This window comes from Mesorhizobium sp. USDA 4775, assembly GCF_054062655.1.
Genome location: NZ_JBSSFM010000001.1, coordinates 207,725 through 231,441, shown reverse-complemented (window position 1 = coordinate 231,441; position 23,717 = coordinate 207,725). Strand labels below are relative to the sequence as shown.

21 protein-coding genes are annotated in these 23,717 nt (G+C 63.2%); 12 read left to right on the top strand and 9 right to left on the bottom strand.

The features are described from left to right. Nucleotides 1–223 precede the first annotated feature (223 nt). Entirely contained in the window at nt 224–1,546 is a 1,323-nt protein-coding gene (locus tag ACVILI_RS01110) for a PRC-barrel domain-containing protein (protein WP_038650086.1), read from the top strand. 63 nt (nt 1,547–1,609) lie between these two features. Here ACVILI_RS01110 and ACVILI_RS01105 read toward each other — a convergent pair whose 3' ends face one another. Continuing rightward, a complete protein-coding gene (locus tag ACVILI_RS01105) occupies nt 1,610–3,199 on the bottom strand; it encodes an alkaline phosphatase family protein (protein ID WP_038650084.1) in 1,590 nt (529 codons plus the stop codon). 205 nt (nt 3,200–3,404) lie between these two features. Here ACVILI_RS01105 and ACVILI_RS01100 point away from each other — a divergent pair, with 205 nt between their 5' ends. The 4 genes from ACVILI_RS01100 to ACVILI_RS01085 all read left to right on the top strand — a co-directional run bounded on the left by ACVILI_RS01100 (nt 3,405) and on the right by ACVILI_RS01085 (nt 6,591). Then, nucleotides 3,405–4,337, top strand: coding sequence for a VOC family protein (locus ACVILI_RS01100; RefSeq protein WP_038653450.1), 933 nt, complete (start codon nt 3,405–3,407; stop codon nt 4,335–4,337). Between the two features lie 3 nt (nt 4,338–4,340). Beyond that, nucleotides 4,341–4,961, top strand: coding sequence for an alpha/beta hydrolase (locus tag ACVILI_RS01095; protein ID WP_038650081.1), 621 nt, complete (start codon nt 4,341–4,343; stop codon nt 4,959–4,961). Between the two features lie 2 nt (nt 4,962–4,963). Next, a complete protein-coding gene (locus ACVILI_RS01090; RefSeq protein WP_019861578.1) occupies nt 4,964–5,263 on the top strand; it encodes a GNAT family N-acetyltransferase in 300 nt (99 codons plus the stop codon). Nucleotides 5,264–5,532: 269 nt separating this feature from the next. Then, a complete protein-coding gene (locus tag ACVILI_RS01085; RefSeq protein ID WP_019861577.1) occupies nt 5,533–6,591 on the top strand; it encodes a dipeptidase in 1,059 nt (352 codons plus the stop codon). Nucleotides 6,592–6,601: 10 nt separating this feature from the next. Here the strand turns inward: ACVILI_RS01085 and ACVILI_RS01080 are convergent, their stop codons facing one another. Genes ACVILI_RS01080 through ACVILI_RS01065 form a run of 4 tightly spaced genes read right to left on the bottom strand, consistent with a single transcriptional unit; the run spans nt 6,602 to nt 11,284 of the window. Next, entirely contained in the window at nt 6,602–6,847 is a 246-nt protein-coding gene (locus tag ACVILI_RS01080; protein ID WP_019861576.1) for a hypothetical protein, read from the bottom strand. A 2-nt stretch (nt 6,848–6,849) separates the two neighbouring features. Beyond that, the gene (locus tag ACVILI_RS01075; protein WP_038650078.1) at nt 6,850–8,109 is read right to left on the bottom strand and encodes an aminomethyltransferase family protein; all 1,260 of its coding nucleotides are present in this window, start codon (nt 8,107–8,109) and stop codon (nt 6,850–6,852) included. A 3-nt stretch (nt 8,110–8,112) separates the two neighbouring features. Continuing rightward, nucleotides 8,113–9,678, bottom strand: a complete 1,566-nt coding sequence (locus ACVILI_RS01070) for a phytoene desaturase family protein (RefSeq protein WP_064981076.1) — start codon at nt 9,676–9,678, stop codon at nt 8,113–8,115. Continuing rightward, nucleotides 9,665–11,284 carry a phytoene desaturase family protein gene (locus ACVILI_RS01065; RefSeq protein ID WP_240564992.1) on the bottom strand — a complete coding sequence of 540 codons (1,620 nt, stop codon included), beginning with the start codon at nt 11,282–11,284 and terminating at the stop codon, nt 9,665–9,667. Before ACVILI_RS01065 ends, ACVILI_RS01070 begins: the two co-directional genes overlap by 14 nt. 254 nt (nt 11,285–11,538) lie before the next feature. Between ACVILI_RS01065 and ACVILI_RS01060 the strand changes: the two genes are divergently transcribed. From ACVILI_RS01060 to ACVILI_RS01040, 5 genes are all read left to right on the top strand, one after another. Further along, nucleotides 11,539–12,333: a class I SAM-dependent methyltransferase gene (locus tag ACVILI_RS01060; RefSeq protein ID WP_202361459.1), complete on the top strand. Its 795-nt coding sequence runs from the start codon at nt 11,539–11,541 to the stop codon at nt 12,331–12,333. Between the two features lie 27 nt (nt 12,334–12,360). Continuing rightward, nucleotides 12,361–13,026, top strand: a complete 666-nt coding sequence (gene betI / locus ACVILI_RS01055) for a transcriptional regulator BetI (RefSeq protein ID WP_457102285.1) — start codon at nt 12,361–12,363, stop codon at nt 13,024–13,026. A 48-nt stretch (nt 13,027–13,074) separates the two neighbouring features. Next, the gene (locus tag ACVILI_RS01050) at nt 13,075–14,157 is read left to right on the top strand and encodes an ABC transporter substrate-binding protein (RefSeq protein WP_019861570.1); all 1,083 of its coding nucleotides are present in this window, start codon (nt 13,075–13,077) and stop codon (nt 14,155–14,157) included. Between the two features lie 309 nt (nt 14,158–14,466). Next, the gene (locus ACVILI_RS01045; protein ID WP_038650075.1) at nt 14,467–15,543 is read left to right on the top strand and encodes an extracellular solute-binding protein; all 1,077 of its coding nucleotides are present in this window, start codon (nt 14,467–14,469) and stop codon (nt 15,541–15,543) included. Further along, entirely contained in the window at nt 15,540–16,850 is a 1,311-nt protein-coding gene (locus ACVILI_RS01040) for a flavin monoamine oxidase family protein (RefSeq protein ID WP_038650072.1), read from the top strand. Before ACVILI_RS01045 ends, ACVILI_RS01040 begins: the two co-directional genes overlap by 4 nt. Here ACVILI_RS01040 and ACVILI_RS01035 read toward each other — a convergent pair. The 3 genes from ACVILI_RS01035 to ACVILI_RS01025 all read right to left on the bottom strand — a co-directional run bounded on the left by ACVILI_RS01035 (nt 16,814) and on the right by ACVILI_RS01025 (nt 19,690). Continuing rightward, the gene (locus ACVILI_RS01035; protein ID WP_019861565.1) at nt 16,814–17,887 is read right to left on the bottom strand and encodes an ABC transporter ATP-binding protein; all 1,074 of its coding nucleotides are present in this window, start codon (nt 17,885–17,887) and stop codon (nt 16,814–16,816) included. The two genes, ACVILI_RS01040 and ACVILI_RS01035, sit on opposite strands and share 37 nt — an antisense overlap. A 67-nt stretch (nt 17,888–17,954) precedes the next feature. Further along, nucleotides 17,955–18,776 (bottom strand): ABC transporter permease, encoded by an 822-nt coding sequence (locus tag ACVILI_RS01030; RefSeq protein ID WP_038650069.1) that lies wholly within the window; start codon nt 18,774–18,776, stop codon nt 17,955–17,957. Continuing rightward, entirely contained in the window at nt 18,773–19,690 is a 918-nt protein-coding gene (locus tag ACVILI_RS01025) for an ABC transporter permease (RefSeq protein ID WP_032931941.1), read from the bottom strand. The genes ACVILI_RS01030 and ACVILI_RS01025 overlap by 4 nt, the downstream gene beginning before the upstream one ends. Before the next feature lie 350 nt (nt 19,691–20,040). Here ACVILI_RS01025 and ACVILI_RS01020 point away from each other — a divergent pair, with 350 nt between their 5' ends. Continuing rightward, nucleotides 20,041–21,459 (top strand): aminotransferase, encoded by a 1,419-nt coding sequence (locus ACVILI_RS01020; protein WP_038650067.1) that lies wholly within the window; start codon nt 20,041–20,043, stop codon nt 21,457–21,459. A gap of 36 nt (nt 21,460–21,495) precedes the next feature. On the opposite strand, the gene ACVILI_RS01015 is transcribed toward ACVILI_RS01020, so the two are convergent. Continuing rightward, nucleotides 21,496–22,698: an aromatic ring-hydroxylating oxygenase subunit alpha gene (locus ACVILI_RS01015; protein ID WP_038650064.1), complete on the bottom strand. Its 1,203-nt coding sequence runs from the start codon at nt 22,696–22,698 to the stop codon at nt 21,496–21,498. 494 nt (nt 22,699–23,192) lie between these two features. Here ACVILI_RS01015 and ACVILI_RS01010 point away from each other — a divergent pair, with 494 nt between their 5' ends. After that, nucleotides 23,193–23,603 carry a hypothetical protein gene (locus tag ACVILI_RS01010; protein WP_019861559.1) on the top strand — a complete coding sequence of 137 codons (411 nt, stop codon included), beginning with the start codon at nt 23,193–23,195 and terminating at the stop codon, nt 23,601–23,603. Nucleotides 23,604–23,717: the final 114 nt, after the last annotated feature.

The window sequence follows — 23,717 nt, the reverse complement described above, 5'->3', positions numbered from 1 at the left end:
GCGATGCAGGAAAGGTTCCGTTCGAAACGGCGCAATTCAGCGCGTGTTCATCAGCGCCCGCGCAACTGCTGCGTGTTTTTCCTGTGCGAAATCCACGCCAGTTTTGTCGGAACAACGGCATGGTCACGACGTTGTGAACCCGTGGAGATGCCACGCCCGATCTTCCCAGCGACGGTTCAATCGGGCGCGGCGTGCATGAAATCACGCACCAGGAGAGACTACCATGATACGCACCCTTTTAGCCACGACCGCACTCGCAACGTTGATCGCGACGGGCGCGCTCGCGCAAAGCGGCACGACCCCTGCTCCAGCCAACCCACCTGCCGTTCAGGAGCCGGCCGCGGCCGCTCCGGTGCCGCGCGCTGAAGGCAGCATCGTCACCAACATCATCGGCGAATCCGTCTACAACGGTACCGGCGATGATGCCGAGAACATCGGCAAGGTCACTGATGTCGTCTTCGACAAGGACGGCATGGCCAAATCCGTCGTCATCGGCGTCGGAGGCTTTCTGGGCGTCGGGGCGAAGAATGTCGCCTTCGACTACGACAAGCTGCAATGGGCCGAAAAGAACGGCGACCGTTGGCTGGTGGCCCAGACAAGCAAGGACGAACTGACGGCGCATCCGGAGTTCGACAGCAAGCCCTACGGGCCTGCGCCGGCTCCTGCCACTTCCACCGACGCGGCAGCACCGAAAGCGCCTGCGACGACGGATACCGCACAGGCTCCTGCAGCCGCTCCGGCCGAGCCGATGAAGCGCGCCGACGGCAACCTCGCCACCAACATCATTGGTGAGACTGTCTACAACGGCACCGGCGACGACGCGCAGAACATCGGCAGCGTAAACGACATCGTGCTGTCCAAGGATGGCAAGGCCGATTCGCTGGTGATCGGCGTCGGCGGCTTCCTCGGCCTCGGCGCCAAGAACGTCACCTATGATTTCAACAAGGCCCAGTGGGCGGAGAAGAACGGCGACCGCTGGCTGGTGGCGCAGACCACCAAGGAAGAGCTGCAGGCGCAGCCGGATTTCAACCGCAAGGCCTATGATCCGGTGCCGGCAACCACGGCATCCAATGAGCCGGCGGCAACAGCTCCAGCCGCGACCACGGCTCCTGCCGCCGCGACTGCGGACAAGACGGCCGAAGCACCGGCGGCTACAGCCCCTGATGCCAGCGCACCTGACCAGACACAGACCGCAGCCATCGACAAGTCGACGCTGACCGAGATGCCGATTGGCGAAATCAGAGGTGAAGATCTGAAGGGCGCGACGGTCTATGGCGCCAATGACGCCAAGGTCGGCGAGATCGGCGATGTTGTGCTGACGCCCGATAAGAAGACGGATGCGGTGATCGTCAATGTCGGCGGCTTCCTCGGCATCGGTGAGAAGGAGGTTGCGGTCGGCCTGGATAATCTGAAGTTCATGACCGACAAGAACGGCAAGAAGTATCTCTACACCACCTTCACCAAGGAACAGCTCGAGGCGCAGCCTGCCTATGACAAGGGCAGCTATGCCGAGAAGCGTGACCAGCAGCGCCTGATTGTGAAGTAGGGCAGTAGGGCAGTAGGGCAGTAGGGCAGTAGGGCAGTAGGGCAGTAGGGCAGTAGGCAAGCCCTATTCCCTACTGCCTAATCCCTTGCTGACATGTCCCACCACGCCATTTTCCGTCAGCTCCGCCAGCGCCAGCGACTGGTCGAGATGCTCGGCCCGCCAGGCGAGAAGCCGCTCGGCGAATTGCAGGCGGGTGGACAGATGCGCAGGGCTGGTGGCGAGGTTGGTCAGTTCGCCAGGGTCTGCCTCGACGTTGAAAAGCAGGGGTGGCAAGCCGCCGCCAAAATGCACGTATTTGAATTTTTTGGTGCGGATGACCGCCAGGTTGCACTGGCGCGAGGCAATGCCGAAATGCGCTTCGGCGTCGCCGTCCGCGATCGAGCGGAAATCGAACTCCCAATGCGCGGAGTCACGCCAGGTGGCGGGGCTTCCGCCGCTCAGGAATGGTTTCAGCGAGCATCCGTCGAGATGCTGTTCGGGGGGCTCGCCAAGCAGGTCTATAAGCGTGGGCAAGATGTCTACCGCTTCGGTGAAGCGATCGACCGTGCTGCCGGCCGCCTTGCGATGCCGCGGGTCGCGAATGATCAGCGGGATGTGGTAGCTGCCGTCGAAGTAGCCGCCCTTGCCCAGCGCGTAATGGTCACCCATCATCTCGGCGTGGTCCGAGGTCAGCACAATGATGGTGTCGTCCCACGCGCCTGAAAGCTTGAGCGCTTGCCATATCAGGCCAAGCTGAGTATCGACCTCCGAGATCATGCCGTAATAAATCGCCCGGATACGGCGGAAATCATCCTCGCTCCAGTCGTGCACCTTGCCAGCGGCGCCGGGGCGGAAATTCGCGCGATACCGCCGGCTGAGATCATAAGCGAGATAGGGATGGCCCTGCGCTTCGGCCCGCCAGCTTTCCGCCCGGTGAAAGGCCGGGCCGTCGGCCGGATCGTATAGCGTGTTGTAGGGCTCCGGCACGATGAAGGGCGGGTGCGGACTGATGAAGGACAGATGCGCGAACCAGGGCGTGGCCTGTTCCTGCTCGCCGAGCCAGCGGATGAACTCACCGGCAAGGAAGGCCGTCGGCGTATGGTCCTTCGAATAGATTGGCGGCGCCTCGGTCACGGTGTCATCGTCTTCCTCGCCTGCAGGACGATGGATGTCAGGAGATCCGGCACTGGCATCAATACCCTGCTGCTTCAGCCAGGAGAGCCACTGCTTCTGATGCTCGGGCAGCAGCTGTCGTACCGTGAATCCCGGCAGCACGCCTTCATAGCTTCTCAGCCTTGGATCACCTGAACTCAGCAGGCGCGGGTCGAGCGACACGTCGGTATAGCCGAACAGCGTCGGATCGTAGCCGACGCTGCGCGCGTGCTGCGCGATGTTGCCATGACGGGCGTCCAGCGGTGAGCCGTTGCGGCAGACGCGGTTGTTCATCTGGTAGAGGCCGGTGTAAAGGCAGGCACGCGCCGGCGAGCAAGGGGCCGCGCCGCCAAAGTGCTGCTTGAACAGCACGCCCTCGGCGGCCAGCGCGTCGGCATTCGGCGTCCTCACCACGGGATGGCCGGCGGCCGACAGGCAATCACCGCGCCATTGGTCGCAAGTGATCAGGAGAACGTTCGGGCGCCTGGCTTTTCCTGTCACTCGCGATACCTTTCGCTGCATGGTCGAATGCCATTCATGGAACCGATTTCCGGGAAGGGCGCAAGACCGCCCGTGTTAGCCGTTTGGTGAACAAGGCTCTTTCGACTGTTCACTTTTACAGCACAGTCCATTCTGTGTTTGCCGCCTTTGCCGCAAGCGGTGGTGTCCTCATATTGGCGTGGACAGCGGCGAGGGCCGCACAAACAACAAGGGAAGGAGCAAGACAATGCTCGACCAGATCAAGGGCCTGCATCACGTCACCTCGATGGCGAGGGATGCCCGGCAGAACAATGATTTCTTCACCCACAAGCTCGGCCTGCGCCGCGTCAAGAAGACGGTCAATTTCGACGCGCCCGACGTCTACCATCTTTATTATGGCGACGAGGTTGGCACGCCCGGTTCGGTTATGACCTATTTTCCGTTTCCCAACATCGGCAAGGGCCGTCCCGGCGTCGGCGAAGTCGGCACCACGGTCTACTCCGTCCCGGAAGGCACGCTCGCCTATTGGGAAAAACGCTTCGCCGACCAAGGCGTGAACGGTGTTTCCCGCGAGGAGAGTTTTGGTGAGAAGCGGCTCAGATTTGCCGGCCCCGATGGCGACGGTTTCGCGCTTGTCGAGGACAAGGCCGACAGCAGGGCGCCGTGGAACAAAGGCGGCATTGCGACCGATGAGGCGATCCGCGGCTTCCACTCGGTTTCGCTTAGGCTGAAGGATGGCGGCGCCACCGAGGAGCTGTTGAAATTCATGGGCTACGAGGAAGTCGACAAATCAGGCAATGTCAGACGGCTTGCCGTGAAGAACGGCAACGGCGCCGATGTCGTCGACATCGAATCGCTGCCGACCGCGGCCTTCGCCGACCTTGGCGCCGGCTCGGTGCATCACGTCGCCTTCGCCGTCGAGAACCGCGCCAAGCAGCTCGAAGTGCGCAAGGCGTTGATGGATACGGGCTACGGGGTGACGCCGGTGATCGACCGAGATTATTTCTGGGCGATCTATTTCCGCACGCCGGGCGGCGTTCTGTTCGAAGTCGCCACCAACGAGCCGGGCTTCGACAGGGATGAGGACACCGCACATCTGGGCGAAGCGCTGAAGCTGCCGACGCAGCACCAGCATTTGCGGCCCTATCTCGAACAGCATCTGCAGAAGCTGGAAGGCTGAGCCATGAGCAAGGACGCTTACATCCATAAGGTGCTGCCCGGTTCGCCGGGCGGCCCCATGCTTTTCGTCTTTCACGGCACCGGCGGTGACGAGAGCCAGCTTCTGTCGCCGGGGCGCGATCTCGTGCCCCAGGCCACCATCATCTCGCCGCGCGGCGATGTGTCCGAATATGGCGCGGCGCGCTTCTTTCGCCGCACCGGCGAAGGCGTCTACGACATGGACGACCTGGCGCGGGCAACCGACAAGATGGCCGCCTTCGTCAAGGCGCATGTCGAGGCTGCGAGGCCCTCGATAGTGCTTGGCCTCGGCTATTCCAACGGCGCCAACATATTGGCGTCCGTGGTGTTCGCCGAGCCCGAGCTGTTCGACGCCACGGTGCTGATGCATCCGCTGATCCCGTTCGAACCGCAGGTCCAGGGCAGCCTCGCCGGCCGTCACATGCTGCTGACCGCCGGCAAGCGCGATCCGATCTGCCCGCCGAACCTGACGACGCGGCTCGAGGCCTATTTGCGTGCCGACGGTGCCGATGTCACAGTGGAATGGCACGAAGGCGGGCACGAGGTGCGGCCAAATGAAATCGAAGCGGCCCGGCGGCTCTTTGCCGGTGTCGCTCAAGGAGTTTAGACATGCCCGACCAACTGCCTGAAATCGAACTGGAAGACCACGGCTCCAAGGGGCGCTATGTGCTGCGTGGTCCTGGAGGCGCCGAGGCCGAGATGACCTTCACCAAGATCGGTGAACACCAGATCATCATCGACCACACCGAGGTGCCGGACGCGTTTCGCGGCCAGGGTGCCGGGCTTAGGCTCGTCACCCGCGCCGTTGAGGATGCGCGCGCGGCGGGCAAGAAGATCATCCCGCTTTGCCCGTTCGCCAACGCCCAGTTCCGCCGCCACGCGGAATGGGCCGACGTGCTGAAGCACTAGAGCGTTTCACCGTTTCATGGAAACGGCGAACCACTCTAACTCTTTGTTTTGACGCAATTCCCTAGGGAAAGCGCTACGCGCTTTTCCCGGGAAAACCGCTCACACTTTTCCTGGAATTGCTCTAGGAAGCGCAGGCACGTCATCGATAGGCCGCGAGGGGATAAAATGGCAGTCCCCGCTGCCGGTTGGCTTTGTCATTTGCCGCGACCAGATATCTTGCCTAGATATGATGTCTCGCCGTGCCGACAAACGAACTGAATGATCCCCCGATGACCGAAACCGACCTCGTCCCCGTCTTCGACGGCCACAACGATACGCTGCTCAGGCTGTATCAATCGAAGGACAGGGACGTCGAAAAACTGTTCGTTGAAGGCAAGTCGGGCGGCCATATCGACCTGCCGCGCGCTAAGGCTGGCGGCTTCGCCGGCGGCATGTTCGCGATCTTTCCGCCGCCGGTCGAAAAAGCCAGGCGCAGCGCCGTACCCCTGGCGCCGAGCGACAGCGAGCCGCTGCCGCCGGAGGTGCCGCGCGCCGATGCGCTCAACTCGACGATCGCGATGGCCTCGATCCTGTTTCGGCTGGAACGGGCCGGGGCGCTGGCCGTCTGCCGCACTGCTGGCGATGTGCGCAACGCCATGGCCAAAGGCACGATCGCCGCGGTGTTCCACATCGAGGGCGTCGAGGCGATCGATCCGGAACTGACCATGCTCGACGTGTTGCACGCCGCCGGCCTGCGCTCGCTCGGCATCGTCTGGAGCCGGCCGAATGCCTTTGGCCACGGCGTGCCGTTCCGCTTTCCGTCCTCGCCAGATACCGGCCCGGGGCTGACCGACGCCGGCAAGGCGCTGGTCAAGGCCTGCAACGAACTGAAGATCATGATCGATCTTTCGCATCTCAACGAGCAGGGTTTTCGCGATGTCGCCGGTCTCAGCGACGCGCCGCTGGTCGCCACCCACTCCAACGTGCATGCGCTCTGCACCCATTCGCGCAATCTCACCGACTGGCAGCTCGGCGCCATACGCGAGTCCGGCGGCATGGTCGGGCTGAACTTCGCCACCGGCTTCCTGCGCGAGGACGGCCGCATGAATGCCGACACCAGCCTCGACATCATGGTGCGTCATGTCGATTCCCTGCTGCAGGCGCTGGGCGAGGACGGCGTCGGCCTCGGCTCCGATTTCGACGGGGCGATGATCCCGGCCGTCATCGGCGACGTCGCCGGCCTGCCGAAGCTGATCGATGCCTTGGCGGCGCGTGGTTTTGGCCGTGCCCTGATCGAGAAGATTGCTTACCGCAACTGGCTGAGCATGCTCGAAAGAACCATTGGGTAGCGCGCAGGCGCTACTCGAAGCCGATCCTTTTGAGCCAATCCTTGCCGACGCCTCGGTCGCTGATGATCGGCAGCGGGTTCTCCGAATCGAGCCGCGCGCAGATGCGGTAGACCTCGAGCGTCTCGGCGCTCATCTCGCCGCGCTTGTAGAAGAACATGGCGGCGGCATAGCGTGTGCGGCCGGACCATTTTTCGCCGAGCGGCGTGTTGACCAGCTCCCACTGCTCGGCCGCCTCCAGCTCTGCTTCGTCGGCCATAATCAGAAATCCGCCGGCGGATTGGCGGTGCGGCGGTCGAGCTTGATGAAGGGCCGCGCCACCACCTTGGCCCGTTTCATCAGCTTCTGATATTGCAGCTCTCGCATGGCGTAGATCTCGACCCAGAGGTCTTCGACGACAGTATCACCATAGGGCCGCGCCAGCGAGGCGATGGCGATGTTGCGCTTGGCCATCGGCGACCACATGGCGGCGCTGACCAGGCCAACCTCCTGGCTCTTCTTGTGATAGACGATGGCGTGTTCGGCCGGGATGTTGCCCTCGATCTCCAGCCCGACCAGCACATGGCGCAGCTTGCGTTTGGCGCGCGCCTCGAAGATGGCGCGGCGGCCGTTGAAATGGGCTTTCTGCGGATCGATCATGAAGCCGAGACCGATCTCGTCGGGCCTGCGCAAGCGATCGGCGCGGATGGCGTGCTCGGCGGTGGTGAAGTCGGCATTGGCCACGATCAGCCCGGCCTCGAGCCGCGCGCGGTTGAGCGCGGTGTAGCCGATGGCCCTGATACCGCGCAGCTCGCCCGCGGTCATCAGCCGGTCCCAAAGGCTCAGCGCCTTGTCGGCCGAAACGAACAGTTCGTAGCCGAGATCGCCGGTGAAGCCGGTGCGCGAGATGGTGACGGTTGCGTCGTCGTGCGGGAAATCCGCAAGGTCGAAGACCTTGAGTTTTTCGACACCGGCAAAGCCGGCCTCGCGCAGCACGGCGAAGGAGGTTGGCCCTTGCAGCGCGAGGCCAGCGACCGCCTCGGTCTCTTCTTCGACCATGACATCGAAGCCAATGGCGCTGTCGAGCAGCCAGGGCAGATGCCGCTCCTGCGAGCACAGCCGGAACCGCGTCGGCGACAACCGGAACAGCGTGCCGTCGTCGAGGACGAAGCCCTCGTCGTCGCACCACGCCGTGTAGTGGACGCGGCCCGGCCTGAGCCTGGTGACGTCGCGCAAGGTGACGCGGTCGAGGAAGGCTTCGGCATCCGGCCCTTCGATCCGGTATTTGGTCATCGGCGAGATGTCGAACAAAGCCGCCTGGCTGCGGATGGCAAAGTATTCGAGTTCCTCGTCCCACAGCGAATGCGGCGCGCGATAGCCGGCCCAATTGTACCAGTCCTGGGTTTTGGCCAGTGCGTCGAGGCGCGGCTGGAACGGTGTGCCGAGGCGCAGCGTGCGGAAATGGGATTGCGCATCGATGCGGGCCGAGACAGCCGCATCTTCTGTCTTTGCAACGGGCCTCTTCCTGGTTGCCTGGGCCATGACCTATCCCTTCATCGCAATGATGCGTCGCGCGGCGTTGAGGCCTGGGGCGCCGGAGACGCCGCCACCGGGATGCGAGCCGGCGCCGGCCAGGAACAGCCCTTCGAGCGGCGTGTCGTAGCCCGACCAGCCGGAGACGGGCCGCGAGATCAGCATCTGGTCGGCCTGCAGCTCGCCGTGGTGCCAATGGCCGCCGGGCATGCGGTAGCGCGCCTCGATATCGGCCGGTGTCAAAAGCTCGGCGTGAACAACGCTCTCGCCGATGCCAGGCGCGTAAGCCTCAAGCTGCGCCATGATGGCCTCGAGGAATTTCGGCTTGCCCGCAGCCCAGCCCTCCTTCAACGCGTAGGGCGCGTATTGCACCACCGCTGAGAGCACACAGGCGCCATCAGGCGCGTGCGATGGATCGGCGAGGCTGGGCAGCGTGATTTCCATCACCGGTTCGGGCGAGAATTCGCCATACTTGCTTGGGTTGAAAGCGCGCTCGACATGATCGGGCGAAGGCGCAATCACAAGCCGCCCGTTGTGAGCGGCGGCATCGGCGCCGGTGAATTGCGGCGGCCGGTCGAGCGCCAGGTGAAGTTTGGCGGCATCGCCCTTCATGCGGATGTTTTTCATCTTGCGCACGAAACCGGTGTCGATCTCGCGAGGTCCGACAAGGTCTAGGAAAGTGGTTGCCGGACTGATCGCCGAGACAATGGTCCTGGCGCGCAGTTCCTCGCCCGTCTCGAGCGCGACGCCAACGGCACGGCCTTTCTCGACGATGATTCTTGCCACCGCAACCGATGTGCGGATGGTGACGCCAGCCTTCTCCGCCGCGGACCGAATGGCGGCGACGACTGCGCCCATACCGCCTTGCGGCAGGACCTGCGCACCGGCCGCTCCACCGGTCTCGCCGGCCAGGCGATAGTAGAGGCCGAGCAACGAGGCCGGCGAGCGCGAGCCGAGATGGCTGCCGAGCGTCGCGTCGAAGGCGAGCAGGCCTTTCAGCCTGTCATCTTCGAGCTGCTCGTCGAGCAGGTCGGCGACGTTCATCAAGAGCACGCGCAGGAAGTCGCGCATGTCTTCCTTGCCGAGTTTTTTCAGCGCCAGGGCGGTCTGGCCGAGCCCTGCGGTCTCCAGCAACGACATGGCGGCGAGATCGGGCGGGCGGCGCGACAGGAAGGGCTTCAGCATGCCGGCATAGCGCAGCAATTGCGCGCGCAAGTCTTTCCAGGCCGACTGTTCGGAGGAACTGGTGCCCGTCAGCACCTCACCATAGGCGCCATGCAGCATCAGCGCCGGGCCGTCCTTCGACAGTGCCACCGACGGCAGGAAGTCGGCGCGGGCGAATTGCAGCCCATGCCTCTCCAGGTCCAGCGTCTTCACCACATCGGGATGCAACCGGTTCAGCAGATGAGCGACCGACGAGACGCGAAAGCCCGGGGCAAATTCCTCGGTGCGCGCGGCGCCGCCGACTTCGCTTCCAGCCTCCAGCACCAGCACCTTGCGGCCGGCTTTGGCCAGCGTGGCTGCGGCGACGAGGCCGTTGTGGCCGCCGCCAATGACGATTGCATCAAATGACGTCATGGGCTGGGCTCATATGCGAGGTCGATTTGGCGAGATCGCGCAGGATTTCGGCGGCTGAATTGCGGCCGGGCGCGCCCATGACACCGCCGCCCGGGTGGGTCGAGGAGCCGCACATATAGAGGCCGCCGACCGGCGAGCGGTACTGCGCGTAGCCTGGCACCGGGCGGTTGAACAGAAGCTGGTCGAAGGTCAGTTCGCCCTGGAAAATATTGCCTTCGGTCAAGCCGACCTCCGCTTCGATTTCGCGCGGCGTGCGCACCTCCATATGGACGATGCGGTCACGGAAGCCGGGCGAGTACTCGGCGATCTGTGCAATCACGCTCTCGGCGAAACCGTCGCGATCGGCATCGGTCCAGTCGCGGCCGTTCACCTTGGGCGGCGCGTATTGCACGAAGCAGCTCATGAAGTGCTTGCCTGATGGAGCCATGGTCGGGTCGAGCGTCGTCGGGATGACCATGTCGAGGAAGGGGTCCGCCGACCAGCGCCCGGCCTTCCAGTCGTCATAGGCGCGCTCCATGCGCTCCATCGAATCTGTGAAATGCATGTCGCCGCGATAGACCGGTGACTCCTTCGGCAAAGCGGGGAATTCCGGCAGGGAATCCAGCGCGATGTTGACCTTGCCGGAGGAGCCGCGGATCTTGAAGTTCCTCACCCGGCGCAGGAAAATATCGGGCAGTTCCTTCTCCTCGACGAGCTTCAGGAAGGTGCGCTTCACGTCGGCATTGGAGACGACGAGCTTGCCGTAGATTTCCTCACCGCCGGCCAGCACCACGCCCTTGGCCTTGCCGCGGCTTACCAGCACATGGTCGACCTCGGCGCCGGTGCGGATGGTGCCGCCCGAGGCCTTGAACGACGCGGCGAGCGCCTTGGTGACGGCACCCATGCCGCCGCGCGCATAGCCCCAGGCACCGACCGAGCCGTCGACCTCGCCCATATAGTGGTGCAAGAGCACATAGGCCGTGCCGGGCGACATCGGCCCGAGCGCGGTGCCGATGATGCCGGACAGAGCGAAGTTCGCCTTGATGACATCGGTCTCGAAATACTCGTCGAGGAAGTCCGAGATCGACATCGTCCAGAAGCGCAGCGTCAGCGCCATCTCTTCGGCCGACAGGCCGGCGAATTTCTTGCCGAGATAAAGAAGCTCGCCAAGGTCGCGCGGCTTGAGGCTGGTCGGGTCGGGCGCGGTGCGCATCAAAAGCGGCTGGATGAAGCGGCACTGCCGCGTCACGTCGCGGGCGTAGCGGTCATAGGCTTCGGCATCGCGCCTGGAGAAGCGGGCGAATTCGCGCCGATGCACATCATGGTCGCGGTAGTTGGCGAGATAGTCTCCGTCGCGGGTGAACACCGCGCCGCCTTCATAGGAAATGACCTGCAGGCCGAAGCGCGGCAGTTCGAGGTCGCGCATGATCTCGGGGCGAAACAGCGAGCAGACATAGGAGCAGTTGGAATAGAGGAAGCCCGGCGTCAGCTCGCGGCTGGTGGCCGCACCCCCGACCCAGTCGTTCTTCTCCACCACCAGCACGTCGAGCCCGGCGCGCTGCAGGTAGCAGGCATTGACCAGGCCATTGTGTCCGCCGCCGATGACGATCGCGTCCCAAGCTTTCATTGTGGCCCAGTCTCTTTGTTTCCAAGCAATTCCCAAGCGAAAACCGCCCACATTGTTCCTGGAATTGCTCTGTGCGACCCGCTGTTCATTTTTGCGTGATCTGTTCCCGAATGCGCGGAATTTGGCACGGTATCGGGCATTCTGTCCAGTCATTCTGAATGAATGTTCAACAAATGATATTGCGTTTTCCCCGGCATGCGCTAGGCTTTGGCGGTGTTCGAAACGGGCATTCATCGATTGGGGATCGAGGGCTGATGATCGCAACGGCAGATGCCGAGTATGACGATACCACCATCCGCTTCCTCGAGGCGCTGTGGGGCGATGGCTACCTGTCGCCGGGCGGCCCTGAAGAGGTCGACCGGGTCGTCGAAGGGCTTTCGTTCGAGGGCAAGACGGTGCTCGACATTGGCTGCGGCTCCGGTGGCATCACGCTGCATCTGGTCGAGCGCCATGGCGCCGCCCACGCCACCGGCTTCGATGTTGAACAGCCGGTGATCGAGGCGGCCAGGCGGCGAGCCGCCGCGCACGGGCTCTCGGACCGCGCCAGCTTCGTCCAGGCGCCACCCGGAGCGCTGCCTTTCGCCGATCGCTCCTTCGATGTCGTCTTTTCCAAGGACGCACTGCTGCATGTGCCTGACAAGGACGGCCTGTTCGCCGAGATCTTCCGCGTGCTGAAACCGGGCGGCGTCTTTGCCGCCTCCAACTGGATGATCGGGCATGACGGCGAACCTTCACCCCAGATGAAGGCCTATATCGCGGCGGAAGGGCTGTCCTTCGCCATGGCCTCGCCGGCGCGCTATGCGCAAGCGATGCGGCGCGCCGGCTTTGCCGACGTCACCGTCACGGACCGTAACCCCTGGTACCGCGAGGTGGCGCGCGGCGAGCTGGAAAGGCTGAAAGGACCGCTCTATGCGCCGGTTGCCGCCGTGGTCGGCGCTGCCTATGTCGACAAGAACATCCGAACCTGGGAGGCCATGCAGAAGGTGCTTGACAGTGGCGAGCACCGTCCCACTCATCTGCGCGGTTGGAAGCCGGATGCGATTGGATAGCCGGCGATGCTGGAGACGATCACACCCATGAAAACGGCAGATGCCAAGGATGCCCTCCTTGAACCGGCGGGGAAAACCGAGACCGAGAAGCGCGGACGCAAGGCTTCGAAGGAGGTCCGTCAGCTGCAGCTGATCGAGGCGACGATCGATTCGCTGGCCAAGCGCGGCTATGCCGAGACGACGATGGCTGATGTCGCCGATGGCGCGGGCCTGTCGCGTGGCATCGTCAACTTCCATTTCGAGAGCAAGGAAAAGCTGCTGATCGCGACGCTGCAGCACATGTATGACGAGTATTCGGCGCATTGGCGCGCCTCTCTTGAGAAGGCAGGCGACGATCCGGCGCGGCAGCTGCAGCAGCTAGTATGGGCCGACTTCGACCGCTCGATCTGCAACAAGCGCAAGCTCGCTGCCTGGCTGGCCTTCTGGGGCGAGGCCAAGTCGCGTCCGACCTATCAGGCGCTGAGCAGTTCGCGCGATGCCTATTACCAGCAGGTCTTCATCGATCTGTGCACGACGCTCAAGCAGAGTGGCTCATATGCCTATGAGCCGCAGGTGATGGCGCTGGCGCTGTCGGCCATGCTGGAAGGGCTGTGGCTGCGGCTGATGATGGGCACAGAGGACACAACGCGCGAAACTGCCTTGCAGGCCGCCAACGCTTTCTTGGCCGCTGCCTTCCCGAAGCATTACGGTTAGCAACAGCCGGCCACCAAGACCGGCAAGACCAAAAGAGGATGGAACAGCATGAAGAACCTTAGCCGACGCCTGACATTGACATTGGCGCTGGGCGGCGCGCTTGCGGCTTCGGCGGCAGCGTTTGCCGTTGCCGCCGACAAGGACCTGATCGTGTTCGACTGGTCGGGCTACGAGGATGCGAGCTTCCATCCGAAATATGTCGAGAAGAACGGCGATTCGCCGACCTTCGCCTTCTTCGGCGACGAAGACGAGGCGTTCGAGAAGGTGCGCTCGGGTTTCAAGGCCGATCTCGGCCACCCCTGCTCGCAGAGCGTGACGAAGTGGCGCGAGGCGGGTCTCCTGCAGCCGCTCGACACGTCGAAGATCACGGGCTGGAAGGACCTCAATCCCGGCATCATGGCGATGAAAAATCTCGCCACCACCGATGACGGCAAGGCGTGGTTCATGCCTTGGGACTGGGGCAACACGCAGCTCACCTACAACGCCTCCAAGATCGACGCCAAAGAGGTCCAGTCGCTGAAGGCGTTTGCCGATCCGAAGTTCAAGGGCCGGGTGTCGATCGGCGACAATGTCGACGATGCCTATGCGCTGGCGAGCCTCGCCATCGGCCTGAGGGACTGGACCAAGATGACGGACGACCAGTTCAAGCAGGCTTCCGACTTCCTTCGCCAGGTGCACAAGAACGTCCGCTCCTACTGGACCGATACCACCGATATCGTGCAGCTGTTGAGCGGCGGCGAGGTCGACCTCGCCTGGGCCTGGAACGATGCCACGGTGCAGTCCGTCAAGGCGGGCGTGCCGATCAAGTCGGTAAAGGATACGAATGAAGGCATCTCGACCTGGGTCTGCGGCTATGTGCTGTTCAAGGACGCGCCCGGCAACATTGACAAGGCCTATGACTATCTGAACGCCATCAACGATCCGGAGACCGCCAAGGTGCTGGTCAAGGACTGGGGCTATGGCCAGGCCAACGCCAAGGGCATGGCCGGCGTCGATCAGGTGATCCTCAAGGAAAAAGGCTATGACGACGTGCAGAAATTCGTCGACAAGACACTGTTCCAGTCGCCGTTGCCATCCGATCTCAAGCTGAAGATGATCGCCGAATTCGAGAAGATCAAAGCCGGGTATTGAGCGGTGGTTAAAGGTGCTGCGCAGACCTCGATTTTCCCATCATTTGAGACGTTTGCGCCGCCCCTCACCTGCCTGCCGGCATCCGCTCCCCGTATAGTGACTGGGAGAGGGGCGCTCTCATCGATGGTTTCGCCAATCTCCAGCGTTGCAGGAATAGCACCGAGGCTGCCGTCAGCCCCTTTCTCCCCGTCACTGTACGGGGAGAGATGTCCGGCAGGACAATGAGGGGCGGCGCTGACGTTGGCAGGCTCGCCAAATCTCACGAATTCTCTTAACCTCGCGCGAAATCTTCAACGGGGGAATTTCGCCATGACGCCAATGCTACGCCGCCTGGCGCTTGCCGCCGCCTGCGCGATCGGCGCCGGCGCGGCCTATGCCTGGGCGGAAGGCGGCGGCGATCTCGTGGTGTTCGACTGGTCCGGTTACGAGGACCCGCTGCTGCATCCCGCCTATACCGCCAAACACGGCGCCGAGCCGACCTTCGCCTTCTTCGGCGACGAGGACGAAGCCTTCGAGAAGATGCGGGCGGGCTTCGAGACCGATATCGCGCATCCTTGTTCGCAAAGCGTGGCGAAGTGGCGCGACGCGGGCCTGCTGCAGCCGCTCGACACGTCAAAGATCACGGGCTGGAAAGACCTCAATCCCGGCATCATGGCGATGAAGAACCTCGCCACCACGCCCGACGGCAAGGCCTGGTTCATGCCGTTCGACTGGGGCAACACGGCACTGCTCTACCGCACCGACAATGTAACGGCCGATGAGGCGCAGTCGCTGCGGATCCTGGCCGATCCGAAATTCAAGGGTCGCGTCACCATCGGCGACAATGTCGACGATGCCTACGCGCTGGCGAGCCTGGTCATCGGCCTGAAAGACTGGACCAAGATGACCGACGCGCAGTTCAAGGAGGCGTCCGATTTCCTGCGCCAGGTGCACAAGAACGTGCGTCTCTACTGGACCGACTCGAGCGATATCGACCAGGCTTTTTCCGGCAATGAGGTCGACCTTGCCTGGGGTTGGGGCCAGACACTGATCGCGATGAGCGGGCAAGGTGTTCCCATCGCCATGAACCGTGACACCAAGGAAGGCATGTCCACCTGGGTGTGCGGCTACGTGCTGATGAAGGACGCGCCGGGCAAGCTTGACCAGGCCTATGATTTCCTGAACGCGGTCAATGCGCCCGACATTTCGAAATACATGGTCACGACATTCGGCTACGGCCATGGCAACAGCGCCGGCATGGCTGCGATCGACCACAAGGTGCTGGCCGAGCGCGGTTTCGACGATATCGGCAAGTTCCTCGACAAGACCCTGTTCCAGCAGCCGATCGCGCCCGAACTGAAGAAGCGCATGGTCGACGAATTCGAGAAGATCAAGGCCGGCTATTGACGGACGAACTGGAAAGAACCGACGTCGTCATCGTCGGTGCCGGCTTCACCGGCCTGTCGGCGGCGCTTGAGCTGAAGCAGGCTGGCATCGATTTCGTGCTGATCGAGGCGCGCGATCGTGTCGGCGGACGGGTGGAGGCCGTTCGGAATGGACTTGGCGAGCGCATCGACAGCGGCGGCCAATTCCTGTGCGAGGACATGCCGGAAGTGATGGCGCTGGCGAAGGCGCGCGACAAGACATTCGTCGAAACCTATGTCGAGGGCGACTTCACCACACATCCGTCGATGCAGCCCAAGGACGCCAAGCAGACCTATTACGGCGCGATGGCGATCCGCGAGCGCATGAACGGCATCGAGCCGGACGACCCGTCGATTGCCGGCATGAGTGTCGCGGGCTGGCTGGAACAACAGCATGATCCCATCGATGCCAAGACGGCTTTCCGCTCGATGATCGAAGGCCTGTGGTGCCTGCCAATGGACAAGGTGCCGCTCTGGCACCTGATCGACAATGACCGGCGCATCACCAACGAGGTGCCCGAGCTGCAGTATTCCCTGCGCGAGACCATGCAATCGCTGGCCGAGGATCTGGCTGGCGATCTCGGCGACCGGGTGCGGCTTGGCGAACCGGTCACGCGTGTCGAGCACGGGTCGCAAGGCGTTCGTGTCGTCACGGGCAATGGCGTGATCCAAGCGCGTCAGGTGCTGGTCGCCCTGCCGCCGGCGACGGCCGCGAAGCTCGTTTTCGCGCCGGCCCTGCCGGCGACACTCGCGAAGGCGCTTGGCGTCTGGGAGAGCGGCGCGGTGATCAAGATCCTGGTGCGCTATCCCAAGCCATTCTGGCGCGAGCAGGGTTTGAGCGGCATGGTGATGTGGCGCGATCTGCCGGGGCTGTTTGCCTGCGACGCCAGCAGGGACGCGGAGCATGCCGCGCTCGTCGTCTTCGTCGGCGGGCCGCTGGCGCTCGCCTGGCGTGCGCTGGACGAGGCGGCGCTGCGGGTGGAAGTGGTCACCCGATTGCAGAAGGCCCTCGGGCCGGATGCCGGCGATGCCGTCGATTTCAGCTCACGCGACTGGATAGGGGATCGCTGGAGCGGCGGCGCCTATAGCGACCTCATCGTCGACGTGACGGCGAGGGATGCCGAGCGAACGATTCTTTCGGGTGCGCCGCCGGTGCATTTCGGCGCTTCGGAACTGTCGCCGTCATTCCCCGGCTATGTCGAGGGCGCGATCGTCGCCGGGCGTATCGCGGCGCGCAAGATCTTGGCGCAGCTTCAATCCCCCATCGCCACCAGCGCCTCGGGATCGTAGGCAAGGCGGATCGGGGTGCCGACGGGAATGTCGTCGGCGCCGAAATCGTTGGTCTCGGTCACCGACAGCGGCTTTTCCAGCCCCGGTATCTCGACGATCAGATGGGTGATTTCGCCGAAATAGTGGCGTTCGACCACCTTGCCGGCAACCTCGAATTTAGCCGTCGCATTGTCCCACAGCACGCGCAGACGCTCGGGGCGGATTCCCAGCGTGGCCGCGCCGCCATTGCGCACGAAGGCCTTCGGCTTGTCGGTTTTCACTCGGCCGAATCCCAGAGTGTCGACGATCAGCGAAGCGCCGTTCTCCTCGACGATCTCGGCCTTGACGAAGTTCATGCCGCCGAGGAAGTCGGCGACCTGGCGGTTGACCGGGCGCTGGTAGATTTCCTTGGGCGAGGCGACCTGCGCGATCCTACCGCCGAACATCACCGCGATGCGGTCGGACATTGCGAGCGCCTCATACTGGTCATGGGTGACCAGCACGAAGGTGATGCCGACGGCCTGCTGCAGGCGGCGCAACTCGACCTGCATCTGCTCGCGCAATTTCTTGTCGAGCGCCGACAGCGGTTCGTCGAGCAGCAGCACCTTGGGCCGCATGACCAGCGCGCGGGCGAGCGCCACACGCTGGCGCTGGCCGCCGGACAGTTCTGTCGCCAGCCGCTTGCCGAGCCCGGTCAGAGAGACCTGCGCCAGCGCCTCCTCGACGCGGCGTTTCTCCTCGCCGCCCTGCAGCTTCAGCCGCTTCAGCCCATAGGCGACGTTCTGCTCGACATTGAGGTGCGGGAAGATCGCGTAGCTCTGGAACACCATGTTGGTCGGCCGGCGGTTGGCAGGGATGCCTTCCATCGGCTGGCCGCCGACCGCGATCGATCCGCTGGTTGGGTTGTCGAAGCCGGCGATCATGCGCAAAAGCGTGGTCTTGCCGCAGCCGGACGGGCCGAGCAGCGAAAAGAATTCGCCCTCCCTTATGGTCAGGGACGCGTCGTCCAGCGCCTTGAACGATCCATAGCTGCGGGTGACGTTGCGGATCTCGATCATGGCTCGGTCAGATTGGGCTCGGTCAGACTTGGCCCGATCGGATTGAGGGCGCTCGATCTGCGGCTGTTCAGGCATAGAGGCCTCCCTCGTTCCGGGTGCGTCTGGCCGCGCGGCGGCGCAGGATTTCGGCGATTGTCATCAACAGGAAGGAGGCAACCAGAAGCAGCGTGCCCAGCGCCAGCACGCCGGGCAGTTTCGAGGCGAAGCGCAACTGGCCCCAGATGTAGATCGGCAGCGTCGCTTCGGTGCCGGTCAGGAAGAAGGCGATGATGAACTCGTCGAGCGAGATGGTGAAGCAGACGAGCAGGCTGGAGATGATGGCCGGCGCCACCATCGGCAGCGTCACGCGGCGGAAGGTGCCGAAGGCGCTTTCGCCGAGATCGGCGGAGGCTTCCTCCAGGCTGCGGTCGAAACCCTCGAATCCGGAGGTCAGCACCGTCATCGAATAGGGAATGCAGACCAGCACATGGCCGAGCACGACGGTGAACAGGGAGAGGCTGAGGCCTAGTTGCAGCATGACCAGCAGCATCGAGATGGCGACGATCACCTCGGGCAGCACCAGCGGCGCCATGATTAGGCCGTTGATGGCGCGGCGCCCGGGATAGCGGTAGCGGGTGATCGAACGGGCGGCGAGGATGCCGAGCACGGTGGCCAGAACCGAGGCGCAGACGCCGACTTTCAGGCTGTTCCAGGCGGCATCGAGCAGGGCCGGTGTGTGCGGCAGGTCCGCATACCATTGCAGCGTGAAGCCGGTGAGCGGGAATTTCGGCGTCGGCGCCGTGTTGATCGAGAAGATCGGCAGGAAGATGACGGGCAGGTAAAGGAAGACGATATAGAGGAACGCATAGACGGACAGCCAGCCGCCTGACAGGAAGCCCCGCGCCCTCATCGTGCCAGCCTCTGCAGTGCGCGAATGATCAGCACCGTGGCGCCGGCCATCAGGGTGACGATCAGCATGGTGGTGACGGAAAGGGCGGCCCCAAGCGGCCAGTTGGCGGCCTTGCCGAACTGCGCCTGGATGGCGTTGGCGATCATGACGCCGTCCTTGCCGCCGACCAGCTTCGGCGTGACATAGTCGCCGACGGTCGGGATCATGACGATCAGCGCCGCCGAGATGACGCCCGGCGCCGACAGCGGCAATGTCACGCGCAGGAATGAACGCAAGGGACCATCGCCGAGATCGGTGGCTGCCTCGACCAGCGTGCGGTCGACTTTTTCCAGCGAGACGAAGATCGGCAGGATGGCGAAGGCCGCCCAGGCGTGGGTGAGGGTGATGATGACGGCGCTCGAATTGTAGAGTAGCGCCGTCGACGGCTCGTCGATGATGCCGAGGCCCATCAGGCCGGAATTCAAGACGCCATTGTAGCCGAGGATGACCTTCCACGACATCACGCGCAAGAGATAGCTGGTCCAGAACGGAATGGTGATGAGGAACAGCCACAGGCTCTTGTGGCGGCCGCCATGGAAGGAAATGAAATAGGCGATCGGGTAGGCGAGGATGACGGTGAACAGGCTGACCGTCAGCGAGATGTAGAGCGAGCGCCACAACAGATCGCGGTAGATCGGCTCGGTCAGCGCCACGCGGTAGTTTTCCAGCGTGAAGGTGCGGTCGATGGTCAGGTAGTGCTGCGTCCAGAAGGAGTGGGCGATGACCACCAGGATCGGCAGGACCAGCAGGATGAGGGCGTAGAGAAAGGTCGGGCTGATCAGGGCAAAGCCCTGGACGGGTTCGGATTGCAGAAGGGCATTTCGTCTGGCCCGCGTCATGCGCAACGGGGGCGACCCTTCCACAGCCGCCGTCATTGCCAGACTCCGGGCGGCCAGACTCCGGGGAGCAGGGCTCCGGGCGTGATCTCGGTTGCTGGCCTGGACTGTTCCGCCATGCGGCATCCCATTGTGCTGACGCCGGCTGTTTGTTCCCACTTATCCTTGGAACGCGATCGAAAACAAAACCGGTGACCACTTTTGCTGGTCGCGTTCCTAGCTTGCCGGCTTTCTTTCATCATGCGCGCATCCGTGGATTGAAATCAAGCGCTATTTCTGAGATATTGATTGAACGGACATTCAAAATTAGGTGAAGAAAGCCGCCATTTCCGGCCTTTGCCGCCGAGTTTGAAGCTCAAGAAAAAATCGACAGAGATGTGGAGACGACAATGGCTGCAGTGAGGGACCTGAAGGCGACCGAAATGGCGGCGTCCGGTGGCGACGATGCCATTGAACTGGGCAAGCGCCATCTCATCCAGCCCTGGCCTTATGCCGGTTCCGTCGGTGCGGAAGCCCGCGCGCTGATCGGCGAGGGCGACGGCATCTACATCACCGACAGCACCGGCAAGCGGCTGATCGACGGGCCTGCCGGCATGTGGTGCGTCAATGTCGGCCACCGCCGCGAGGAACTGGCCAGGGTGATGTACGAGCAGGCGATGGCGCTGTCCTACAACACGCCCTGGTACACGATGAACGCGCCGTCGGCCGAACTTGCCATGCGCATCGCTGGCCATGCGCCTGATGATCTCAGCCATGTCTTCTACACGACCGGCGGCTCGTCGGCCGTGGAGACGGCGCTGCGCTTCATGCAGTTCTACAACAATGTGCGCGGCCGGCCGGAAAAGAAGCTGATCCTGTCGCGCGGCGGCGCCTATCATGGCTCGACCTATCTGTCGGCCTCGCTCAATGGCCGCCCGCGCGACCGCGACTGGATGGACGGCGCCGACGAGCTGGTGATCAAACTGTCCTCGCCCGATCCGTTCCGCCGCCCGCAAGGCATGAGCCTTGCCGCCTTCACCGACTTCCTCGTCGATCAGTTCCGCGACACTGTCGCCCGTGTCGGCGCCGACAAGATCGGCGCGTTCGTCGGCGAGCCCGTGCAGGCATCGGGGGGTGTCGTGATCCCGCCGGACGGCTATCTCAAGCGCATCCGCGAGATCTGCCGCGACAACGATATCCTCTATGTCTCCGACGAGGTGGTGACGGGCTTCGGCCGGCTTGGCCATGTCTTCGCCTCGGGCGACGTGTTCGGCATCGATCCCGACATGATCACCTTCGCCAAGGGCGTCACCTCGGGCTATTTCCCGCTCGGCGGCGTCATCATCTCGGAACGGCTGCTGCAGGAGTTGCGCCGTTCGAACCATCCCGACGCGATGTTCGGCCATGGCCTGACCTATACCAGCCACCCCGTCGGCTGTGCCGTGGCGTTGAAAAACCTCGACCTGCTGGAAGAGAGCGTGCTTTCGCACACGCGCGCCGTCGCGCCCTATTTCCAGGCGCAGCTGAAGACGCTGGAAGAGCTGCCGCTGGTCGGCGAGGTGCGCGGCGCCGGACTGATGGGCTGCGTCGAATGCGTCGCCGACCGCGAAAGCAAGGACCCGCTGCAGCTCGACAAGGATGTCGGCCAACGCATCGACGCCCACTGCCATGAGCTCGGCCTGCTGGTGCGGCCGCTGATCAACATGTGCGTGATGTCGCCGCCGCTGATCATCACGCGCGAACAGATCGACGACATGGTCGGCATCTTGCGCGAGGGCATTTCGCGGACCATGGATGATCTGAGGAAAGAAGGCGTGTGGCGGGGGTAAAGTTATCCCTTCTCCCCGTTCACGGGGAGAAGGAAGCTACGACCGCGACCTCAGCGCGTCGTTCAAATTCCACATGTCCTTCTCCTCCGGCGCCGTCTCCAAGCCCAGCACCGGCAGCATCTTGCGCAGATGATCGTGGTGCGTGCGCACGCCATATTCGAGGTCGGAGAGATAAAAGCCCTCGAAGGCTTCGGACAGCATGGATTCGTTCGACCACACCGACAGCTGGACATCTTCCGACATGGTGTCGCGGTCGATGCGGAAGGAGAGGTAGCGGGCGGCGGCCTGCTCGCGGCTTTCGTCGCGGTAGCGGTAGATGGCGCCGCGCAGCAGGGTCTCGCCCGTCGACAGCGGAAACTCCTGATAGAACTGCACGGATTCCGGCATCACCGAAATGACCGCGTTGGGGAAGATGCCGTAATAGACCCAGGCCTTCTTCAGATAGTCCGGCAGATGCGCCGGCTCCGGCGCGATCTTGACGTAGTTCTTGACGCTCCAGCGCCGGCCGGCATGCGGATTGTAGGTGGCGAAGGAGCGCGACACGCCATTGATGAAGGGCTCGTCGAAATAGGTCGCGCCATAAAGATCCTGCAGGGCAGGGTGGGCCATGGCGACGTGATAGCCCTCATTGTCGACATCGCGCACCGACTTCCAGTTGACCGGCGTCTTCTGGGTCCAGATGCCCCAGGACGGCACCATGCCGGCGGCCTTGTAATGCGCGAATTCGGGCTCGATCGGCTTCATCAGCTCAGCGACCGAAGGCTGCGGTCCGCCATTGCGGAAGCGGATGAAGATAAAACCCATCCAGACTTCGAGGTCGAGCTGCATCAGGCCGAACTCGGTCTTGTCGAGATCGGGGAAGGAGCGCGGGCGCGCGGCGCCGCGTAGCGTGCCGTCGAGATTGTAGACCCAGCCATGGAATGGGCACACCAGCGCGTTCTTGCAATTGCCCTGGCTGTCGGCGACAACACGGCTGCCGCGGTGGCGGCACATATTGTTGAAGCCGCGCACGACGCCGTCCTTGCCGCGCACGATCAAGGCGCGTTCGCCGACCACATCCATGGTCAGATAGTCGCCGGCGTTCGGGATGTCGCAGACATGGCCGACGATCTGCCAATGATTGCGGAAAACATGCTCCTTCTCGAGCTCGAGAAGGGCATCGGAATGGTAACTCCAGCCCGGTAGTCCCCGCCGGTCCCAATCGTTGGGGATCGCCACGTCACGGAGGTGCGGGTTCATAAAACGTCTCTTCTTTTTGTTGAATAATCATTCAATAAAATCATATTTTGCATTGAAATGCAATGGTTTGCGAAAACCCGAAATATTTCTTGCCAAAGTCCAGGCGTCGTCCTCCGCTGAATTCGATGCGGCTGCTGCGCGAGAAAATCGCGGAGAATCCGGGTGTTAGCCCCGGTTTCCGAAATGCCATTTCAGCGTGACTTCGCAAAGCGCACGGGCTGCAGAACAGGTCGCCTTGCCGGTGGCAAAAACGTTCGCCGCGCTCTGGCCCATCGCTGTGCGGCAGGCGCCTGGGTTGGGACTGCCTGGCGGCAGCCGACCTGGGATTACCTTGCTCGCTAAGTGTGAGGCGGAATGACCGATTTTGCCCGGTTTTGCCCGAAACTGCTGTTTCAATTCCGTTACATTGCCAGAGCTACGCCAATTTTGTGCTGTTACAAAGTGCGGTTAAGTTCGTTTCATCATCAAAAAGAAACGCAGCGAAGGGGAAGGCAATGCATGCGAAAATCGAGATCGTCACCAGCGAACACCGCCTCCAGGCTCCAGAGCGCGTTGATCGCCGCCCGAAACTGGCGCTACGCCAATGCGCCAGCGACCACCCCATGGCCATGTTCATGGGGCTGGCTGCTTGCGCCGTCATCGGCATGGCGCTCACGCCGACGGTCGGGCCGGCCTTCGCCTCGCTGAATCCGCCGGCCAATGTGGTCGACGGGGCGCCGACGACAATCAAGACCGCTCGGCTGCCGATGCCGACGCTCGACTTCGCCTGCAAGGGGCAGGCATGGGGTGCCGAGAGCGTCGATTGCCTGCGCGCCATCGCCGAACAGTCCGGGACGCACAAGGCCCGCGCGATCCGCATGATCGCCAATGCCGCGCCGCTGACCAACACGCCAAACATTTTCTGATTTCCGTCGAAGCGTGATCCCGGAACCGTTCCCTTTCGGGATCCTGCTCTGACCTCCCCGAGCGCTCCTCCAGCGCTCCATTCAGCTCCCGCCGCACAGTCGGCCGGGAGCTTC